Here is a 19,004-nt window from a genome sequence, read left to right as displayed (position 1 = left end):
CGCTGGCACCGGCCGGCATGAAGCTGCTGACCGCCGGTTCGGCACCGACGCCGGAGCTGGTGCGGCGTTGGGCCGGTCGCGGCGCGTACGTCAACGGCTACGGCCCGACCGAGACGACGATCCTGTCGACAACGACGGCGCTGCGCGCGGAGGAAGCGCGCATCAGCATCGGTCGTCCGATCGCCAATACCCGGGTGTACGTGCTGGACGCGCACCGCCAGCCGGTTCCGGTCGGGGTGACCGGGGAGTTGTGGATCGGCGGCGACGGTGTCACGCCGGGCTATCTGAACCGCGACGCGCTGACCGGGGAGCGCTATGTCGCCGATCCATTCTGCAGCGAGCCGGGCGCACGCATGTACCGCACCGGCGACCTCGGCCGTTGGGCGTCGGACGGCAGCCTGGAGTTTGCCGGTCGCAACGATTTCCAGGTGAAGATCCGCGGTTTCCGCATCGAACTGGGCGAGATCGAAGCCAAGCTGCTCGAATGCCCTGGCGTACGTGAGGCGGTGGTGGTCGCGCGCGGGGAGGGCGGCGAGCCGCGGCTGGTGGCGTATTGCCTGAGGGGCGAGGTCCCGGAGGAGGCGCTGGACGCCGGTGCGTTGCGCGAACGGCTGGCCAGCCAGTTGCCCGAGTACATGGTGCCGGCGGCGTTCGTGCAGCTGCGGGCCTGGCCGCTGACCGCGCACGGCAAGCTCGACCGCAAGGCGCTGCCGGCGCCGGACGATAGCGCCTATGCGCGGCGCGCGTACGAGGCGCCGCAGGGCGAGATCGAGCAGCGCCTGGCGCAGCTGTGGAGCCAGTTGCTGAAGGTCGAGCAGGTCGGCCGCCACGACGGCTTCTTCGAACTGGGTGGGCACTCGTTGCTGGCGGTGCAGCTGAGTTCGCGCGTGCGCCAGAGCCTGGGCGTGGAGTTGCCGCTGCGTTGGGTGTTCGAAGCACCGGTGCTGTCGCAGCTGGCGCAGCGCCTGGCGAGCGGGGACGCCGCGCAACTGAGCGCGATCGGCGTGGCCGAGCGCCGCCTGCACATGCCGCTGTCGCTCGCGCAGCAGCGCCTGTGGTTCCTGACCCAGATCGATGGCGCAAGCGCCGCCTACCACTCGGCCGGAGCCTTGCGTCTGACCGGCCGCCTGGACGTGTCGGCACTGGAGCGTTCCCTGCAGCGCGTCGTCGCGCGCCATGAATCATTGCGCACGCGCTTCGTGCTGATCGACGGCCAGCCCATGCAGACGGTCGATGCGGACGCGACGCTGCGGCTGCGCTTCGAGGACCTGCGCGGCGAACACGATCGCGACGCCTTGCGCGCCATACGAGGCGAAGCGCTGTATGCGGAGCCCTTCGACCTGAGCGCCGATCTGCCCCTGCGAGTGTTGCTGCTGCAACTGGAGGACGAGGACTACGCGCTGTATGTCGTGATGCATCACATCGTCTCCGACGGTTGGTCGATCGGAGTGATGCTCAGTGAACTCAGTCAGCTGTATACCGCCGAGCTGGACCACGCGGCCGATCCCTTGCCGCCTTTGCCGATCCAGTACATCGACTATGCGCAATGGCAACGGCAGTGGCTGGCCGATGGCCAATTGGAGCGACAGGCCGCGTACTGGCGCGAAACCCTCGCCGGCGCACCGATCTTGATCGAATTGCCGACCGATCGCCCACGTCCGGCGCATCAGGATTTCGCAGGCGCGGCACTCGCAATCGATCTGGATGCGACGCTCACCGCGCAGCTGAAAGCGCTGAGCCAGCGCCACGGGGTGACCCTCTACATGACCCTGCTGGCGGGCTGGGCGGCGCTGCTGAGCCGCCTGTCCGGGCAGGAGGAGGTGGTGGTCGGCAGCCCGATGGCCGGCCGCAACCGGGCCGAGATCGAACCGTTGATCGGCTTCTTCGTCAACACGCTGGCGCTGCGGATCGACTTGGGTGACGCGCCGACGGTGGCCGAGTTGCTGGCGCGTACGCGCCGGCAGGTGCTCGATGCGCAGGCGCACCAGGACCTGCCGTTCGACCACGTGGTCGAAGTGACCAGGCCGGTACGCAGCACGGCGCACACACCGATCTTCCAGGTCATGCTGGCGTGGCAGAACCAGGACCAAGCGGGCCTGTCGATCCCTGGCATTGCGACCGCAGGTCTGCCCCAGCAGACCAGCAAGGCCCGGTTCGACCTGGCCCTGGATCTGGCCGAACGCGACGGCGGCATCGTCGGTGCGCTGACCTATATGACTGCGCTATTCGATGAAGCGACCGTGACCCGCTTTGCGGGCTACTGGCGGCGTCTGCTGGCCGGCATGGCGCAGGATGAGCCGGTGGCCGTGGCGCGCCTGCCGTTGCTCGACGAAGCCGAGCGCATGCGCCTGCTGCATGAATGGAATGCGGCCAACGAGATCCACCCGGAGTCGACCGTACACGCGTTGTTCGAAGCGCAGGCACGGCGCACGCCGGATGCGCAGGCGCTGATCTGCGAAGATGTCACGCTCAGCTACGCCGAGCTGAACCGTCGCGCCAACCAAGTGGCGCATCGCCTGATCGGCCTGGGGCTGCAGCCTGATGACCGGGTGGCGATCTGTGTCGAGCGCAGCGTATCGATGATCGCGGGTCTGCTGGGCATTCTCAAAGCCGGCGCGGCCTACGTGCCGTTGGATCCGAGTTATCCGGCGGATCGGCTGGCCTACATGCTCGAGGACAGCCGGCCCAAGGCGTTGTTGACGCAAACGCAGGTGTACGCGCGCCTGCCATCGCTGCAGGCTGCACAAGCGCCGGTGCTGGTGCTGAATGACGGCAGCCTGGATGCCGTGGACGCGCACGATCCGACCATCGCGGGTCTGACCTCGCGCCACTTGGCCTACGTGATCTACACCTCCGGTTCGACCGGTCAGCCCAAGGGGGTGATGGTCGAACATCGCTCGCCGGTCAATTTCTGGCGGGCGATGCGCCAAACCACCCATCGCGAGCTGGCGCCCAATTCGCGAGTTGCCTTGAACGCGGCGTTTTCCTTCGATATGTCGCTCAAGGGCATTCTGCAGTTGCTGTCGGGCCACTGCGTGGTGCTGGTGCCGCAGGCGATCCGCGCCAACGGCCCGGCCATGCTGGACTTCTTCGAACGCTACCAGATCGCGGCAATGGACAGCACGCCGTCGCAGTTGGAGATGTTGCTGTCGGCCGGCCTGGTCGAAGCCGGCGGGCATCGTCCGACCAGCATCTATCTGGGCGGCGAGCCGGTGGGCCGGCGCATGTGGGAGCGCCTGAAGGCGTCTGCGACGATTCACTTCCACAATATGTACGGCCCGACCGAATGTACGGTCGACGCGACCATCGGCAGCATCCGCGAGTCGCTGGGCGGTCCGGTCATTGGCAAGCCGATCCTCAACACGCCGGTGTATGTGCTCGACGCCTACGGCGAGCCGTCGCCGGTCGGCGTGCCAGGAGAGATGTTCCTCGGCGGCGTTCAGGTCGCGCGTGGCTATCTGGATCGTGCGGAACTGACCGCCGAGCGTTTCCTGCGCGATCCGTTCGCGGCGCACGCCGATGCGCGCATGTACAAGACCGGCGATCTCGCACGCTGGACCGCCGGCGGAGAACTTGAATACCTGGGCCGCAACGACTTCCAGGTGAAGATCCGCGGCTTCCGCATCGAACTGGGCGAGATCGAGGCCAGGCTGACGGCATGCACCGGTGTGCATGCGGCGGCGGTCGTGGCGCGCGAAGACGCATCGGGCGAGAAGCGGCTGGTCGCCTACGTGACGCAGAAGTCCGGGACGACCTCGTCGATTGCCGATTTGCGCACGCAGCTGCTGGCGCAGTTGCCCGATTACATGGTCCCGGCGGCGTTCGTGGTGCTGCCGTCGCTGCCGCTCACCCCCAACGGCAAGCTCGATCGCAAGGCCTTGCCGGCACCGGATGATGCCGCTTATGCGCGGCGGCAGTACGAGGCCCCGCAAGGACGCGTGGAAACCGCGCTGGCGACGGTCTGGGCCGAGTTGTTGCACGTCGAGGATGTCGGTCGTTACGACGATTTCTTCGAGCTCGGCGGGCACTCGCTGATGGTGCTGATGGTCATCGACAAGCTCGCGGCGCTTGGCATCGAACTGAAGCTGGCCGACATCTACCGGCTCGGCACGGTGCAGGCCATCGCGGCCGCGATCGAGGTCGATAGCGATAAGGCCGACGCCGCCCCGACGATGGAAGCATGGCTGGATCGCCGCGGCTGGCGCTACCGCGCCGAAGCCATCGGCGAACGTCGGATCCTGCGCCTGTCGCCGGCCACGCCGTCCGACATTGCCGCATTGAAGAAGTTCAGCGCCTGGCCGGGCGCGGGGAATCCGAGCCGCATCGTGATCGGCGAGGAACCGCTATCGGCAAGCGCCGCTCAATTCGATCAACGGGCGCTTCTCGTCGGCCTGGAAGCCTCGCTCGCGAAAAGCGAGCGCGCCGTCCGCGCGGCGGGCGTCGTCGAGCAGTATTCCTTCAGCGAAGTGCAGAAGTCGGGCATCGAATGGCACGATCGCGTGTCCCAGCACGTCGTGCCAGTCAACGGCTGGTGGTCGGCAGACGAGTTGCGCAATGCGTTCGCCGTGCTGGTGCGCAGCCAGGACATGCTGCGTGCGGCAGCCGACATGGGGGCATTGTGCTGGGACGTGCTGGACCCGGCGGCATTCCGCGCCGACGACGTGCCGTGGGTCGACCTGCGCCAGCTGCCATCCAGTGACGCCGACGCGGCCTGGTCGGCGATCGTCGCCGCGCTGCACCGAGCGCAGGCCACATCCCGCCTATGCCATGTCGCCGTGTTGGTATCGCGCAGCGACACCGACCACTTGTTGCTGATGGTGAACGATCACCTGATCAGCGACGGCCGTTCATTCGAAGCCATCGCCGACGGGATGCGCCGCATTCTGGTTGAGGGCGGAGAGCCGACCCAAGGCCGCTATCGCGATTTCGTCGCGGTATGCGCGCAAGAGCACGATCCATCCTTGCTCGACCGTCTGGCGATCGAACTGGATAACGCAGGCATGGCACAGGTCACGCGCGCCACGGCCGACGCACTCGCGGCGAATGCGGACCAGCCGGCACGCATGGTGCTGATCCAAATGCCGGCGGCATCCTCCGATGGCTCAGCCAAGCGCGCCTTCGATCTTTTCCGGACCCTAGTCACGGCGGTCACCGGGCTGGATCGCTTCGCGATGGCGATGACCCATCACGGCAGACAGTTGGCGAACAGGAGCTTCGTCGGCCAGTTCGGTCTGTTCCTCGACAAGATCCCGGTCGTGGTCGGTCCGGAAAGTGCGCTCGAGGATGCGATCACGCGCGCCGACCTGCTGCATCGCCAAGGCGTTCGTTTCCTCGACTGGTCTCGCTCCGGCGACGCACGCGCTGTGGCGACGCTGGCCTCGGCCCAGGGCGAAGTCGCCTTCAACTTCCAACGAGCCGCCGGCGAAGGGCTCGACCACTCGCATGTCGACTTCCAGGCGCTGCGCGCCAAAATCGAATCCGTGCAAGGTGTCGTGTTCGATACCTATGCCGGCACCTCAAGACTCGACGCGATATTCGTTTTCAGAGGAAGCAGTGCCATGGTCGAAGAAGTAAACGCGCTGATCGCGTCGGCAGGAGCAGCCATTCGCGATGGAGGCGCCATCGCCGGCTCCGTTCCGGCACCCGCGCCTGCTCCGGCGGCGGCACCGATCCTGGCGGTGGTGGCGCCGTCGGTCGCAGCCGCGGAACCGGCCATCGTCGTGCAGGACCTGTACAAGCGCTATGGCGATGTCGAGGTGGTCAAGGGCCTGAACTTCAGCGTGCCCAAGGGGGCTTGCTTCGGGATCCTTGGCCCCAATGGTGCCGGCAAGACCTCGCTCCTGGGCATGATCGAAGGCATCGTTCCGATCACCTCCGGCCGGATCACCATGCTCGGCATGGACGTGGCCACGCAGATCCGCAAGATCCAGCCGCGGCTCGGCGTGCAGTTGCAGAGCAGCAACTACTTCCAGTTCCTGACTGTCGAGGAGTTGCTGGCGTTTTATTCGCAGTACCGTGCCGCGGCGAGCGGCAAGCGCAGGCTCGACACGACGGCGCGCTTGCTCGATCGTCTGGATCTGGCCGACAAGATGAAGTTCAAGGTCGACGATCTGTCCGGCGGGCAGAAGCAGCGCCTGTCGATCGCGATCGCGCTGCTTGGCGATCCGGATATCCTGTTTCTCGACGAGCCCAGCGCTGCCCTCGATCCGCATAGCCGCCGCCACCTGTGGGAGTTCATCGAAGAACTCAAGCACGAACGCACCCGCACCATCGTGCTGACCACGCATTACATGGAAGAGGCCGAACGCCTGTGCGACGAGATCATGATCATGAATAAAGGAATCATCGTCGACCACGGCGATCCCAGGTCCTTGGTGGCGCAGTTGAACGCGACTCAGCAGGTCGCGGTCAAGCTCGGCATCGGTGCGCCCGGCGAAGAGATCGCTCTGGCCATGGCGCCGAACTTCGCCGCGACCTGGGACGCATTCACCGATTCGCTGCGCATCCCGACCGACGACGTGACCGCCGCGATCCGCCAGATCCTCTACATCACCGAAGCGCGCGGCGTCGCGGTGGCCGGCATCCAGGTGGATCGCTTGAATCTGGAAGACGTGTTCTTGAACAAGACAGGGAAGGAATTGAAGTCATGAGAACGGTTTGGGTGTTCTTCAAGCTGCGCATGCGCCAGCTGCGCTACGACAAGGTGGCGCTGGTGTTCTGCTACATCTTCCCGGTGGTGCTGCTGCTGGGTATCGGCTATCCCTTGGAGTTGTCCGGCAATCACAGGATCAAGGTTTCCTACCTGGAAACGGAGATCGCGCCGGCCGGCAAGCCCCTGGTCGATGCGCTCGGCAAGCAAGACCTGGTCCACGTCGTGCCCTTCGTGGGCGAACGTGCGCAGGCCGAGACGGCGCTCAAGAACAACGAGATCCAGCACTTGCTGAGCGCCTCCGGGCCGTTCGAGGGCGGGCCGGCGGACTTGACGATCGAGAGCAATTCGCTGGAAGAGAACCGCATCTCGGCGATCGCGCTGGCGTCGATCCTGAAAGCCAGTGCTTCCGCCCCGTCGGCGGCCAACGTCCGCCTGCAGAACGTGCAAGTGAGCCGGCGTTCCTCTTATCTGGCCATCCTACTGCCGGGCCTGATCGGGATGACGATGCTAGTGATCGGCTTGAGCGGCTTCGGCTCGGTGCTGATCGGCGAGGAGAGCGCGGGGTTGTTCAAGAATCTCAAAGCCATCGACGTGTCGCCAACGCCGTTCTTCGCCGGGCTGTTTCTCTCTCGCGTCCTGGTCGCCTACAGCGTGGTCGCTGGCATGCTCGCCGTCTCGGTGTTCGGCCTCGGCGTGTCGGCCGACATCAACTATCCGTTGCTGTTGCTGGCGGTGACCATGGGCGCGGTGACCTATCTCGGCATCGGCCTGATCGTCTTCCTGTTCAGCCGTTCGGTGATGGCGTTCAGCGGCATCGTGAGTTTCATCCAGGTGCCGATGCTGCTGCTCGGCGGCGCGTTCTTCTCGATCAAGCTGTTCCCGTCTTGGTTGCAGCCGATCGCCGAACATTCTCCGCTGGCGCCATTCACCTCGATCCTTCGCGAGCTCATGTTCGGCGGGGTCGGTTTGCACGATGTCTCGCAGCTGTACCCGTCCCTGATCACAATGTCGGCCTGGATGGTGGCGATCCTCTTGCTGGCGCGCTGGAGATTTCGATGGTGATCGCCGCATCCGTGGGGCGGATGCGCATAGGCGTCGCCGTGCGGGGCGCGCACCATCTCCTCGGCATGTTCCTGATCGGCCGGATTGTGCGTGGGTCATGGTGGGCTCGAGGCTTCGCGGTCCAATATCGGCGTCGGTTCCGCCAATTGCCGCATCGCAAAGCAGTTTCCCACCCTCATCCATGTGTGCCATCAGTTGGGTGCAAATGGTGCGCATCTCGATTGATATTCTCCTTGTCGGTGTTGAGGTTGGCTTGAACGCCATCTGTTTACGTCGGCGAGTAGCAATGCACCACGGGCTCGAAAATTTCCCCCCCCAGATTCTTTTAGTTCCGCCATCGCTGCCACAACCTGCCGAAGTGGTGATGGACCAGCAGGCGGCGGTCAACTCGCCGATGCAGGCTGAATTTCCGTTGCGGCTCAATGTGAATCCGTCGCCGGCACGCTTCTCCCGTCTAAACACCGAAATGGTCTCGTCATGAATATGCGTCCCATGATCTCCGCCGCAACCTTGCTGGGCACTGGTTTGGCGTTGGGTCTTTTGTTCAGTGGTCGGCCTGCGAAGTCCGCCGTCACCACCAATCAAATCACGCCACCGTTGATGGTCAGCGTGATCGAGCCACAACGACAGGCGTTAGCCGAGTCGGTGTCCGTGGTCGGTAGCATACGCAGTCGCGAGAACGTGCCAGTGATCCCGCAACTGTCTGGCCTACAGGTGCAGCGCGTGGAAGCCGAGGTTGGCGACTACGTTAAGGCTGGGCAGGTATTGGCAGTACTCGACGGTAAGGGGATGGGAATCTCCAGTAACGAGCTGCGCTCGGACTTCGAGCGTGCGCAGGGTGACTATGAGCGCATGCGCCTGTTGCTGCCGCAGCAGCTTGTCAGCGTGGAGTCTTTCAAACAAAAGCAGGCGGATTTTGAGGGCGCGCGCGCGCGCTATGACAATGCACGACTGAGTGTGAGTCGCACAAGCGTCGTCGCTCCGGCAGCGGGATTCGTCTATCGTCGTGCCGCCGAGATCGGCACTCTGACCAGCGATAGCGTTCCTTTGTTCGAAATTGCGAAGGACGGTGAGATGGAAATGGACGCCAGTGTGCCTGAAGCAGTTGTCGGACGTCTCAGGGCTGGCATGAATGCAAGCATCAAGCTGGCCGGTCGCGCCGAGGCCACTCCGGGCGATATCCGGCTTATTACTCCGAACGTGGATAGCACTACCCGCTCGAGCGAGGTGCGGATCCGTCTGCATGCGCGAGATGCCGTTCCGGTCGGTACCTTCGCACAGGCCCGCATCGATCTGGCGCAGGTAGAGGGCTGGACGGTTCCGCGTACGGCGCTGCAGCAGGATTCGTTAGGTAGCTATGTCTGGCGTGTTGACGAAAAGGGCTTTGTAAGCCGCTTGCCGATCACGCCGACTTTGCAGACGGTCGACCAAGTGATGGTCTCGGGATCACTCGCAGGTACACGCATTGTGGCCAAGGCTGGCCCGTTCCTACGCGAGAGGGACAAAGTGCTGGTCGCCGACGCAAGTCGGTGAGTGGGTGCATAGATCGTCCAGGTGCCACAACGCTTCACATGCTGCACTCCTCATTGGATAGAGACCTCTCGAGATGAACTTCGGCTTCTCCACCTGGGCGATCCGCAATCCGGTCCCGCCGATCCTATTGTTTGTCATGCTCACGTTGGCCGGCATCGTCGCCTTCATCCAGTTGCCGATCACCGCAATGCCGAATGTGGTCACGCCAGTAGTCGACGTGCTGATTCAGCAGCCAGGGGCAACGCCCACCGAGCTGGAAACAGAAACGACACAAAGGGTCGAGGATGCCGTGGCGTCGATCCCGGGGATCAAGCGGATCGTGTCGACAGTGACGGAAGGTCTGTCAACGACGCAGATCGAGTTCAATCTTGATATCGGAGTCGATCGCGCGACCAACGATGTACGTAACGCCGTGGCCGCGATCCGGCAGAACCTGCCAGCGACGGTGCGCGAACCGATTGTGCGCCGCGCCAGCGATACTGGTCGGCCGGTAGGCATCTACATCGCCGAAGCGCCGGAAATGCCGATGCAGGATTTGAGCCGGTTCGTCGACCAGACGGTCGCTCGCGAACTGCTCACGGTCAGGGGCGTGTCGCGTGTGGACCGTAGTGGCGGCAGCGATCAGGAGATCTCCATCGTGCTGGACCCGGCGACCCTGGCATCACTCGGAATCAGCGCCGCCGATGTCAGCCAGCAACTTCTGGCCAGCAATGCCAACTCACCGGGCGGACGCTTGACCCTGGGCGCGACCGAGTATGCGTTGCGCACGATCGGCCGCGCCGACAGTCTTGACGCCCTGGCGGGAACCCGCATCCCGGTGCCTGGCGGACGCAAGCTAAAGTTGTCGGACATCGGTGTCGTTTCCTACGGCCCATCGGAAGTGCGCAACATCACCAAGGTTGATGGCCGCCCTGCGGTGACCTTCATGGTCTACAAGGATCCCACTGTCAGCGAGGTTTCGGTCGCCAAGGCGGTGCGCGAGCGTCTGGATGCGTTGTCGAAAACGCATGCAGTGAAGTTCCGGGTAGCGTTTTCGGATATCGATTTCGTTGAGATTGGATATCGCGCAACGATGTTCAACTTCCTTGAAGGCGCCATCCTGACCGTGCTTGTGGTGTTCTGGTTCCTGCGCAATCGGCGCGCGACACTGATTGCGGCGCTTACGATCCCGTTGTCGATCATTCCCACATTTTTGGTCATGCAGTGGCTGGACTTTAGCCTGAACATGGTCAGCTTGCTGGCGATCACACTGGTCACCGGTGTGCTTGTAGATGATGCGATCGTCGAGGTCGAGAATATCGATCGGCATATGCGGTCCGGAAAGTCGGTCATGCTCGCAGCGATCGAAGCCTCCGAAGAGATCGGATTGTCGGTGATCGCGACGACCTTGGTGATCTGCGTAGTGTTCATTCCTGTCAGCTTCATGGATGGCTTGCCGGGTCTGTACTTCCGCCAGTTTGGCCTGACGGTCGCGGTCGCCGCGTTCTTTTCGCTGGTGGTAGCGCGCTTGTTGACGCCGATGCTGGCGTCGCGACTGATGAACGTTCCAAAGACGGATCATCCGCAGGATGGTCCCTTGATGATCCGATATCTTGCGATCGTCCGATGGACGCTCAAGCACCGCATCAAGACGTTGGTGATGGCGCTGATCGGTGTCGTGATGTCGTTCGGACTCTTGCCTTTGTTGCCGCTGGGCTTCATGCCGTACGATGACTATTCCGTCTCCAGTATCACACTGGAAGTTCCCCGCGGCAGCACCATAGAGCAGACAGATCAGGCGGCGCAGCAAGTGGCCGCTGTGGTGAGCAAGCACGCGGAGGTCGAGTATGTGCTCACGCTTTCCGGTGGCGCCGATGGCGCGGTGAACAAGTCGCGGATCTACGTCAAGCTGTTTCCTCCGGAAAAGCGTGATATCAGTGAGCGCGAATTTACTGCGCGCGTCTACCCGGAGATCGCCAAGTTGCCCGACATGCGGGTCAACTTCGATAGCCTGTCAGGTCGAAAAGACGTCTCCATCGCCCTCGTGAGCGATGATGATCGTGCGCTCACTCGCGCAGCGGATACAGTCAAGCGCGACATGCAGAAGATTCCCGGCTTGATTGGCGTCGACACCAGTGTCGGTCAGGAACAGCCGGAAATCGTAGTGCAGATGGATCCGCTCAAGGCGGCCGAGTTTGGTGTTACCGCACAGCAAGTCGGTGAGGCTATCAGTACGTCGACGATCGGAGACGATATTCCTCGATTGTCCAAGTTCAATTACATGAGCCGCGAGATTCCGGTGCGGGTTCGCCTGCCACGCGAATACGGGACGGATCTTGGCGTATTGGAGAATCTCAAGCTACCTACAGCCTCAGGTGGAAGTGTACCGTTGGCGTCTGTAGCCACTTTGCGATTTGCCAAGGGGCCGGCGACCATCGAACGTTATGACAGGGAGCGCCGCATCGATCTGCAGGCCAATCTTAACGGCATTGCTCTAGGCACCGCCATGACGGCTATCAATGCCTTGCCATCGATCAAGCATTTGCCCCCCGGCGTGCGTGTGCTCAATACTGGCGATGCTGAGTTTGTAAACGAATTGATGGTGAGCTTTCTGAAAGCCCTGGGCACTGGTCTGTTCTTGGTCTATGCGATTCAGGTTCTACTGTATCGCGACTGGTTGCAGCCATTGGCTCGAATGATGGCCTTGCCACTGTCGATTGGCGGAGCATTCCTGCTGCTTTTCGCGACGGGCATGGAGTTGAGTCTACCCGCTCTGCTGGGAATGCTGATGCTGATGGGCATCGCTGATAAAAATTCGATCCTCCTTGTGGATGCGATGTTGGAAAACCTACGTGAAGGCATGTCCAGATTCGACGCCATCATGCTCGCTTGTCGCGCACGCGCTCGCCCAATCGTAATGACCTCGGTAGCGATGACTGCGGGCATGCTGCCGTTGGCATTCGGCGTATCTTTGGATTCCGCATTTCGAGCGCCCATGGCGATCGCAGTAATTGGAGGTCTGATTTCCTCCACGATTCTAAGTTTGATTCTGGTCCCGCTTTTATTTAGCTTCGTTCATGATGTCGAGCTCTGGCTGGCTCGTAAATTCGGGTCTGCGGCGCAAAAAGCCGTTCCGAATAGGGCTTGATTTTGTAAGGTGTTGTCGTGAAGTGAGCGCGATGATCGATGTTCGTGATGCTGTTTCACAACAGGATACTGAGAAAAGAGACTGCATGTGCGTGCCTTCAGTAAAGCTCGGTGAGCATGATATCGATATTTGGCTCGCGTTCTACGATGGCATCGACGAAGGTTCGCTTGCGGAAATCCTGCCATTGCTCGATGCCGACGAACGCAAGAGGCAGGTGCGATTTTTGCTTGAAGATGACCGTAAGCGCTACCTTGTCACGCGAGGTATGGTGCGTACAGTGTTATCCGAATATGCGGAGGTGGCCCCAGAAGAATGGAGATTCCAGAAAGGGCGCTTTGGGCGTCCTGGTATCTCTGATGGCCATGGCGTCGATGCGTGTGCGCTGTCGTTCAACATCTCGCATACGCGCGGTTTGATCGTAATTGCCATTACCTTGAAGCGTGCCGTAGGTGTGGATGTCGAGCATGTGGCATTGCGTCGTATTTCATTAGAAGCGGCAAGAAGTAGTTTCACTCCGGAGGAAATGACGGAGCTTATGCGTCTTCCGGTGCATCTGCGACAGGAGCGATTTTTCGAGTATTGGACGTTAAAAGAAGCTTACGCAAAGGCCAGAAGTTTAGGAATGGCGATTCCGCTCGAGCGTTTCGGCTTTGATGTGGCGACGGAGCGATCTGTACGCTTGGTGGCTGATCCAGGTTTGGATCATGATCCGCATCGATGGCGATTCTGGCAATGTAGACCTGCACAGCATCATTTATTGGCGCTTTGTGCCGATGTCGATCGTGCAGTGATTCCAAGGATTCTCACTCGCGAATGGAGGCCATTTAGTTTGAGCGAAGAAGTGGATTTGGAATTTTTCAGGACATCTTGAGAATTTCTGGATGCTGATGCGGTGCCGAGTGAGTCGATGCAATCAGCTCGGCGGGCAAGGATAGGCCGCTTCCAGAAGCTCCCCGGCCACACAGGCAGAGGAGCATAAAGGCCTGAAACTCAGCCGCGCGAGTGATCGCGCGCTTTACCCACTTCACTCTGTACCTTGCCGGCGTTCTTCTGCATCTTGCCTTCGACTTCCTTCATCTTGTTGCCGGTGACCTTGCCGGCGACTTCCTTGATGGTGCCCTTGATCTGGTTCTTGGCGCCTTCGGTGCGATTCTTGTCCATCGTTGACTCCGCAGTAGGGATGCCCTCAAGTGGGCATCGCCAAACTGCGCGCAGGCCGGTGGCGCGCAGGTGAAATTGAGCGGGCGTGCGCTCCACCATTTAGGTAGCGGACGGGTTGTATGCCGAAGCCTGCAGCGGCGATCGCGCGCGTTACGGTGCCCTGTTCGGGCTATCGTGCTCGGTGCTTCTGTCGCGGGGACACGAGCACGGCGACATGTCCTTTCATCTGTCTGCTGGCGGCGACGGCGTGGTCGGCATGGGTCGCCGAGTGGCGGCGCTCGACCGCGCTGCGCGCTCAGTACCAGCCCAGATACAGGGTGGTCACGCCCCAGGTGTCGATCAGGCCGTGCGCGAGGATCATGGCCCACAGATTGCGCCTGGAACGCAGATAGGCATACCCGAACAGCATGCCGACCACACCGGTCAGCAGGATGCCGGAGGTGCCCTGTGCGGCGTGCATCAGGCCGAACACCACGCCACCGGCCAGCGCGGCGATCCAGCGGCCGCCGCGCAGGCGACCCAGCAGAGCATCGAGTTGATGCATGAGGAAGGCGCGGAACACCAGTTCTTCGCCAAGCGCCGCGCTCAGCCATGCTGCGCCGATCAGATGAAGGGTGGCGTCGACGTTGCCCTTCAGTGCGCCGTAGGCGCTGTAGTCGGTCTTGTGTCCGGTGATGGTGTCGATCAGCGGCTGCAGCACCGGTGTGATGAAGCCGACAGTCAACAACACCAGTAACGCTGTCCAGCCGATCACGGACACCAGGCGAGGGCGTGCGACGCCGCAGGCCTTGGAGGAACGTGTCTCGATCCAGACCAGGCAAAGACCGAGCAGGCCGACCACTGGCATGCGCCACGGAAACGGGAGCCACGCATAGGACGCCAGCGCGAGGACCGCGGCGCTCAGCGCAATACGCAGCAGCGGGTGGCGCATGAAGGAGGTGCTGGACGTGGCGTGGATGTCGCCTTGCGCGGAGTGCTGCATGCCTGGCCTGGAGGGAAGCGGGCACTCAGCCTAGCGAGCCTTCGCCATCGCGCACTGTGCCAAAGGCCATGTAGACCAATGCAATGCGGCGCGTCTTGGAGAACCTGCGGATGCAAACATTCCGCGCGTCGCCAGCGATAAGCGCTGGCGACACAATGCAGGCGCGGACGCTTCAGTCCGCGTGCAATACGAAGGGCGAGTGGCGACTATGCGCCCGTCGTCTGACACTCGAACACGCTGATGCTGCGCGGCGGTGCCAGGAACTCGCTGGCGCCGGCCGGCATGCTGTCGACCTGCAACGCGTCGTCGGTGGACAGCACCAACTTCCAGTGCAGTTGCTCTTCCGAAGACGGCAGCACGAAGCTGACGCCCTCGTGGTAGGCGTTGATGACGATCAGCAAGGTGTCGTCGTTGGCCAGTTCCTTGACGCCGGACGTTTGCGCCTTGCCTTCCAGCAGCAGGCCGACCGAACGCGCGCCGGCGTCGGTCCAGTGCGCCTCGTCCATCTCCGTGCCGCCGGGGTTGAGCCAGGTCAGGTCGCGCACGCCGGCATCTTCGTTGTACTGGCCGTTGAGGAAGCGGCCGCGGGTCAGGATGCGATAGCGTCGGCGCAGGGCAGTGACCGCCTTGACGAACTCGGTCAGGCGGCCCTCAGTCGGGTCGCGCTCCCAGTCGATCCAGGTGATCTCGTTGTCCTGGCAGTAGGTGTTGTTGTTGCCGCCCTGGGTCTGCGCGCGCTCGTCGCCGGCCAGCAGCATCGGCGTGCCCTGCGAGAGCAGCAGCGTGGCCAGCAGATTCTTCATCTGCCGCTCGCGCAGCTGCAGGATGCCGGCGTCATCGGTCTCGCCTTCGGCGCCGTAGTTGCAGGAACTGTCGTGGTCGGAGCCGTCGCGGTTGTCCTCGCCGTTGGCTGCGTTGTGCTTTTCGTTGTAGCTGACCAGGTCGTGCAGGGTGAAGCCGTCGTGCGCGGTGATGAAGTTCACCGAGGCCCACGGCCGGCGCCCGCGGCGATCGAACAGGTCGGCCGAGCCGGTGAAGCGCGTGGCGAATTCGGCGAGCTTGCCCTCGTCGCCCTTCCAGAACGCGCGGGCGTTGTCACGGAACTTGTCGTTCCATTCCGACCAGCCCGGCGGGAAGTGGCCGACCTGATAGCCGCCTGGGCCGCAGTCCCAGGGTTCGGCGATGAGCTTGACCTGCGACAGCAGCGGATCCTGGTTGCAGGCGTCGAGGAAACCGCCGCGCTGGTCGAAGCCGGTGGGCTCGCGACCGAGGATGGTGGCCAGATCGAAGCGGAAGCCGTCCACGTGCATCTCGCCGGCCCAGTAGCGTAGCGAGTCGTTGACGAACTGGATCACCCGCGAGTTGCTCAGGTTGAGCGTGTTGCCGGTGCCGGTATCGTTGATGTAGTAGCGCTTGTCTTCGGCCAACCGGTAGTAGCTGGCGTTGTCGATGCCGCGGAAGGAGAGGGTGGGGCCCAGCTCGCTGCCTTCGGCGGTGTGGTTGTAGACCACGTCGAGGATCACCTCCAGGCCCTGGCGATGCAAGGCCTTGACCATGTCGCGGAACTCGTCGCGGTGGCCGCTGGCCAGGTAGCGCGACTTGATCGCGAAGAACCCGAGCGTGTTGTAGCCCCAGTAGTTGCGCAGGTCCTTGTCGAGCAGGTGCTGATCGTCCAGGTAGGCGTGGACCGGCAGCAGTTCCACCGCGCTGACGCCCAGTTCCTTGATGTAGCGCAGCACCGGCTCCTGGGCCAGCCCGGCGCAGGTGCCGCGCAGCTCGTCCGGCACCTGCGGGTGGCGCATGGTGTAGCCGCGCACGTGGGTCTCGTAGACCAGGGTCTCGCTCCAAGGCGTCATCAGGCGCTGGTCGTCCTCCCAGTCGTAGGTGTCCTCGACCACCACGCACTTGGGCATGAACGGCGCGCTGTCGCGCTCGTCGAAACTGAGGTCGCCGTCCGGATGGCCGACCGTGTAGCCGTACAGTTCGTCGGCCCAGATCAGGTCGCCCTCGAGTTCGCGCGCGTACGGGTCGAGCAGCAGCTTGTTGGGATTGAAGCGGTGGCCTTCGCTGGGTTCATAGGGGCCGTGCACGCGATAGCCGTAGCGCTGGCCGGGCTTCACGTCGGGCAGATAGCCGTGCCAGATTTCGTTGGTGTATTCGGGCAGGTCCAGGCGCGTCTCGGTGCCGGCCTCGTCGAACAGGCACAGCTCCACGCGCGTGGCATGCGCCGAGAACAGCGCGAAGTTGGTGCCCTGGCCGTCGAACACGGCGCCGCGGGGGAAGGGTCGCCCTTCGCGGATGCGCGAGGGGGTGGCATAGGCGGCGCTGGTCGGGTGGCGCATCGGCAGGCTCTCGGCCGGCACGCCGGCAGTAGGGGAGGGAGAGCGGAAGCATTGACGCGGAGGCCGTGCAGGACGCGTTACGGGGTGCCGAGGATGGCGTGAGGATGTGGTGGAATGCAGCGGATGCAGCGACCCACGCAGCGACGCCCCATGGCGCCGCTGCGTGGGCGGATTTCGCGAGGCCGTCGCGGCCCGGTCCAGTGGGCGCGGGCGCGACCTGGCCTGACCTGCTCAGCGCGGCAGATCGAACAGCAGGAACTCGCTGTCCTGGGCGTCGGCGAACTGCAGGCTCGCCTCGTCGACCGCCTGGATCGCGTCGCCGGCCTGCAGGGTCTGGCCGTTGACGCTCAGCGTGCCGCGCACCACCTGCACGTAGGCGCCGCGCCCGGCCGCCAGCGGGTAGTCCAGGCGCGCGTCGCCGTCGAGGATCGAGGCGTAGATGCGCGCGTCCTGATGGATGCGCACCGCACCGTCCTCGCCCTGGGGGGCCGCGATCAGGCGCAGTTGGCCGCGCTTGCTGTCCGGGGCGAAGTGCTTCTCCTCGTAGCCGGGATCGATCCCGGCACGCTCGGGCATCACCCAGATCTGCAGGAAGTGCACCGGCTCACTGGCGGAGTGGTTGAACTCGCTGTGGGTGACGCCGGAGCCGGCGCTCATGCGTTGCACGTCGCCGTAGCGCAGCACCGAACCGTTGCCCATGCTGTCCTTGTGCTCCAGCGCGCCCTCGACCACGTAGGACAGGATCTCCATGTCGCGGTGGGCGTGGGTGCCGAAGCCCTGGCCCGGCTGCACGCGGTCTTCGTTGATCACCCGCAGCGGCCCGAAGCCCATGTGGCGCGGATCGTGGTAATGGCCGAAGGAGAAGGTGTGGCGCGAGGACAGCCAGCCGTGTTCGGCGCGGCCACGGGTGTTGGCGGGGCGGATCTGCAGCATGGGAGGCTCCTTGGTGGCGTTGATGTGCAAGTGGATCGAAAGCGCCGGTATGCATGATTTCGCGTGTGCTCCGGCTTGGAAACAAGTATCCGTGCTGTCGCCGGGTTTGAAAAACGGATAGATTCGGTATCCATCATCGAAAAATTCGAATGCTCAAACTCAGCCTCGATGCCCTGCAGATCCTCGACGCCATCGACCGTCGCGGCTCGTTCTCGGCCGCCGGCAAGGCCTTGCACAAGGTGCCGTCGACCATCTCCTACACGGTCGCCAAGCTCGAGGAGGACCTGGGCGTGCAACTGTTCGAGCGGATCGGGCCGAAAGCGGTGCCGACCGCCGCGGGGGCCGAACTGTTGCGCGAAGGCCGTCACCTGCTGCGCGCCGCTGGCGACCTGGAACTGCGCGTGCGCCGAGTGGCCTCGGGCTGGGAGACCGAATTCGCGCTGGGCCTGGATGCGGTGTTCGCGCCGGAATGCCTGGCGCAGGACATGGCGGCGTTCTATGCAGTCGCCGACCAGACCCGGCTGCGGGTGGTGCAGGAATCGTTGTCCGGCACCTGGGAGGCGCTGCTGGACCGGCGGGTGGATCTGCTGGTCGGTGCCGCCGGCGAAGGGCCCAGCGGCGGCGGCTACGTGGCCGAGCCGCTCGGCACGCTGCCGTTCGTGTTCGCGGTCGCGCCCAGTCACCCGCTGGCGCAGGCGCCGGAACCGCTCAGCCGCAGCCAGCTGAGCGCGCATCGCGCGATCGCGGTGGCGGACTCGGCACGGCGCCTGCTGCCGCGCACGGTCGGCCTGCTATTCGGCCAGGACGCGCTGACCGTGCCGGACATGCGCAGCAAGTACCGGCTGCAACTGGCCGGGCTCGGCTTCGGTTTCCTGCCTGAGCCCTATGCGCGCGCGGCGCTGGCGCGCGGCACGCTGGTGCGCAAGACGGTGGAGGAGCCGAAGCCGGACGAGGTGTTCCAACTGGCCTGGCGCAGCGGCGAGGAGGGCGCGGCGCTGGCCTGGTGGCGCGCGCGCATGCGCCAGCCGGGCGTGTTCGCGGCATGGCTGGCGCAGATGGCGACGCGGCTGGACGAGGGCGTGTGAGGCGCGTCGGGACACCGGCGACGCGTGCTGCACGGCGGCGATGGATGAGTCTGTTCCGCCGGTGATGCCGTGGCGCCCGCGCGCGCCGCGGGTGACGGGAGGATAATGCGCGGCATCCTCTTCTCTC

General features: G+C 63.7%; 11 protein-coding genes. 7 read left to right on the top strand and 4 right to left on the bottom strand.

What is annotated here, in order from left to right:
- Positions 1–17 precede the first annotated feature (17 nt).
- The 6 genes from PIQ37_RS09655 to PIQ37_RS09630 all read left to right on the top strand — a co-directional run bounded on the left by PIQ37_RS09655 (position 18) and on the right by PIQ37_RS09630 (position 13,245).
- Positions 18–6,650 carry an amino acid adenylation domain-containing protein gene (locus tag PIQ37_RS09655; RefSeq protein ID WP_342073286.1) on the top strand — a complete coding sequence of 2,211 codons (6,633 nt, stop codon included), beginning with the start codon at positions 18–20 and terminating at the stop codon, positions 6,648–6,650.
- Positions 6,647–7,714, top strand: a complete 1,068-nt coding sequence (locus tag PIQ37_RS09650) for an ABC transporter permease (RefSeq protein WP_342073285.1) — start codon at positions 6,647–6,649, stop codon at positions 7,712–7,714. The genes PIQ37_RS09655 and PIQ37_RS09650 overlap by 4 nt, the downstream gene beginning before the upstream one ends.
- A 205-nt stretch (positions 7,715–7,919) precedes the next feature.
- Positions 7,920–8,195 carry a hypothetical protein gene (locus PIQ37_RS09645; protein ID WP_342073284.1) on the top strand — a complete coding sequence of 92 codons (276 nt, stop codon included), beginning with the start codon at positions 7,920–7,922 and terminating at the stop codon, positions 8,193–8,195.
- Complete coding sequence (locus PIQ37_RS09640) at positions 8,192–9,247, top strand: efflux RND transporter periplasmic adaptor subunit (RefSeq protein WP_342073283.1); 1,056 nt, start codon at positions 8,192–8,194, stop codon at positions 9,245–9,247. Before PIQ37_RS09645 ends, PIQ37_RS09640 begins: the two co-directional genes overlap by 4 nt.
- A 73-nt stretch (positions 9,248–9,320) precedes the next feature.
- On the top strand, positions 9,321–12,374 hold the full coding sequence (locus PIQ37_RS09635) for an efflux RND transporter permease subunit (protein WP_342073282.1): 3,054 nt from the start codon (positions 9,321–9,323) through the stop codon (positions 12,372–12,374).
- Between the two features lie 31 nt (positions 12,375–12,405).
- A complete protein-coding gene (locus PIQ37_RS09630) occupies positions 12,406–13,245 on the top strand; it encodes a 4'-phosphopantetheinyl transferase family protein (RefSeq protein WP_342073301.1) in 840 nt (279 codons plus the stop codon).
- Between the two features lie 119 nt (positions 13,246–13,364).
- Here PIQ37_RS09630 and PIQ37_RS09625 read toward each other — a convergent pair whose 3' ends face one another.
- From PIQ37_RS09625 to PIQ37_RS09610, 4 genes are all read right to left on the bottom strand, one after another.
- Positions 13,365–13,535, bottom strand: coding sequence for a CsbD family protein (locus tag PIQ37_RS09625; protein WP_342073281.1), 171 nt, complete (start codon positions 13,533–13,535; stop codon positions 13,365–13,367).
- Positions 13,536–13,830: 295 nt separating this feature from the next.
- Positions 13,831–14,382 (bottom strand): CPBP family intramembrane glutamic endopeptidase, encoded by a 552-nt coding sequence (locus PIQ37_RS09620; protein WP_342073300.1) that lies wholly within the window; start codon positions 14,380–14,382, stop codon positions 13,831–13,833.
- A 341-nt stretch (positions 14,383–14,723) separates the two neighbouring features.
- Positions 14,724–16,859, bottom strand: coding sequence for a glycogen debranching protein GlgX (gene glgX / locus PIQ37_RS09615; protein WP_342073280.1), 2,136 nt, complete (start codon positions 16,857–16,859; stop codon positions 14,724–14,726).
- 231 nt (positions 16,860–17,090) lie between these two features.
- Positions 17,091–17,792 carry a pirin family protein gene (locus PIQ37_RS09610; protein ID WP_342073279.1) on the bottom strand — a complete coding sequence of 234 codons (702 nt, stop codon included), beginning with the start codon at positions 17,790–17,792 and terminating at the stop codon, positions 17,091–17,093.
- 149 nt (positions 17,793–17,941) lie between these two features.
- Here PIQ37_RS09610 and PIQ37_RS09605 point away from each other — a divergent pair, with 149 nt between their 5' ends.
- Complete coding sequence (locus tag PIQ37_RS09605) at positions 17,942–18,877, top strand: LysR substrate-binding domain-containing protein (RefSeq protein ID WP_342073278.1); 936 nt, start codon at positions 17,942–17,944, stop codon at positions 18,875–18,877.
- The last annotated feature ends 127 nt before the right edge of the window (positions 18,878–19,004 follow it).

This window comes from Xanthomonas protegens (genome assembly GCF_038442435.1).
Taxonomy (GTDB): Bacteria; Pseudomonadota; Gammaproteobacteria; order Xanthomonadales; family Xanthomonadaceae; genus Xanthomonas_A; species Xanthomonas_A sontii.
Note: the sequence above shows the minus strand (reverse complement) of the source record. Positions and strands in the feature narration are given on the sequence as shown.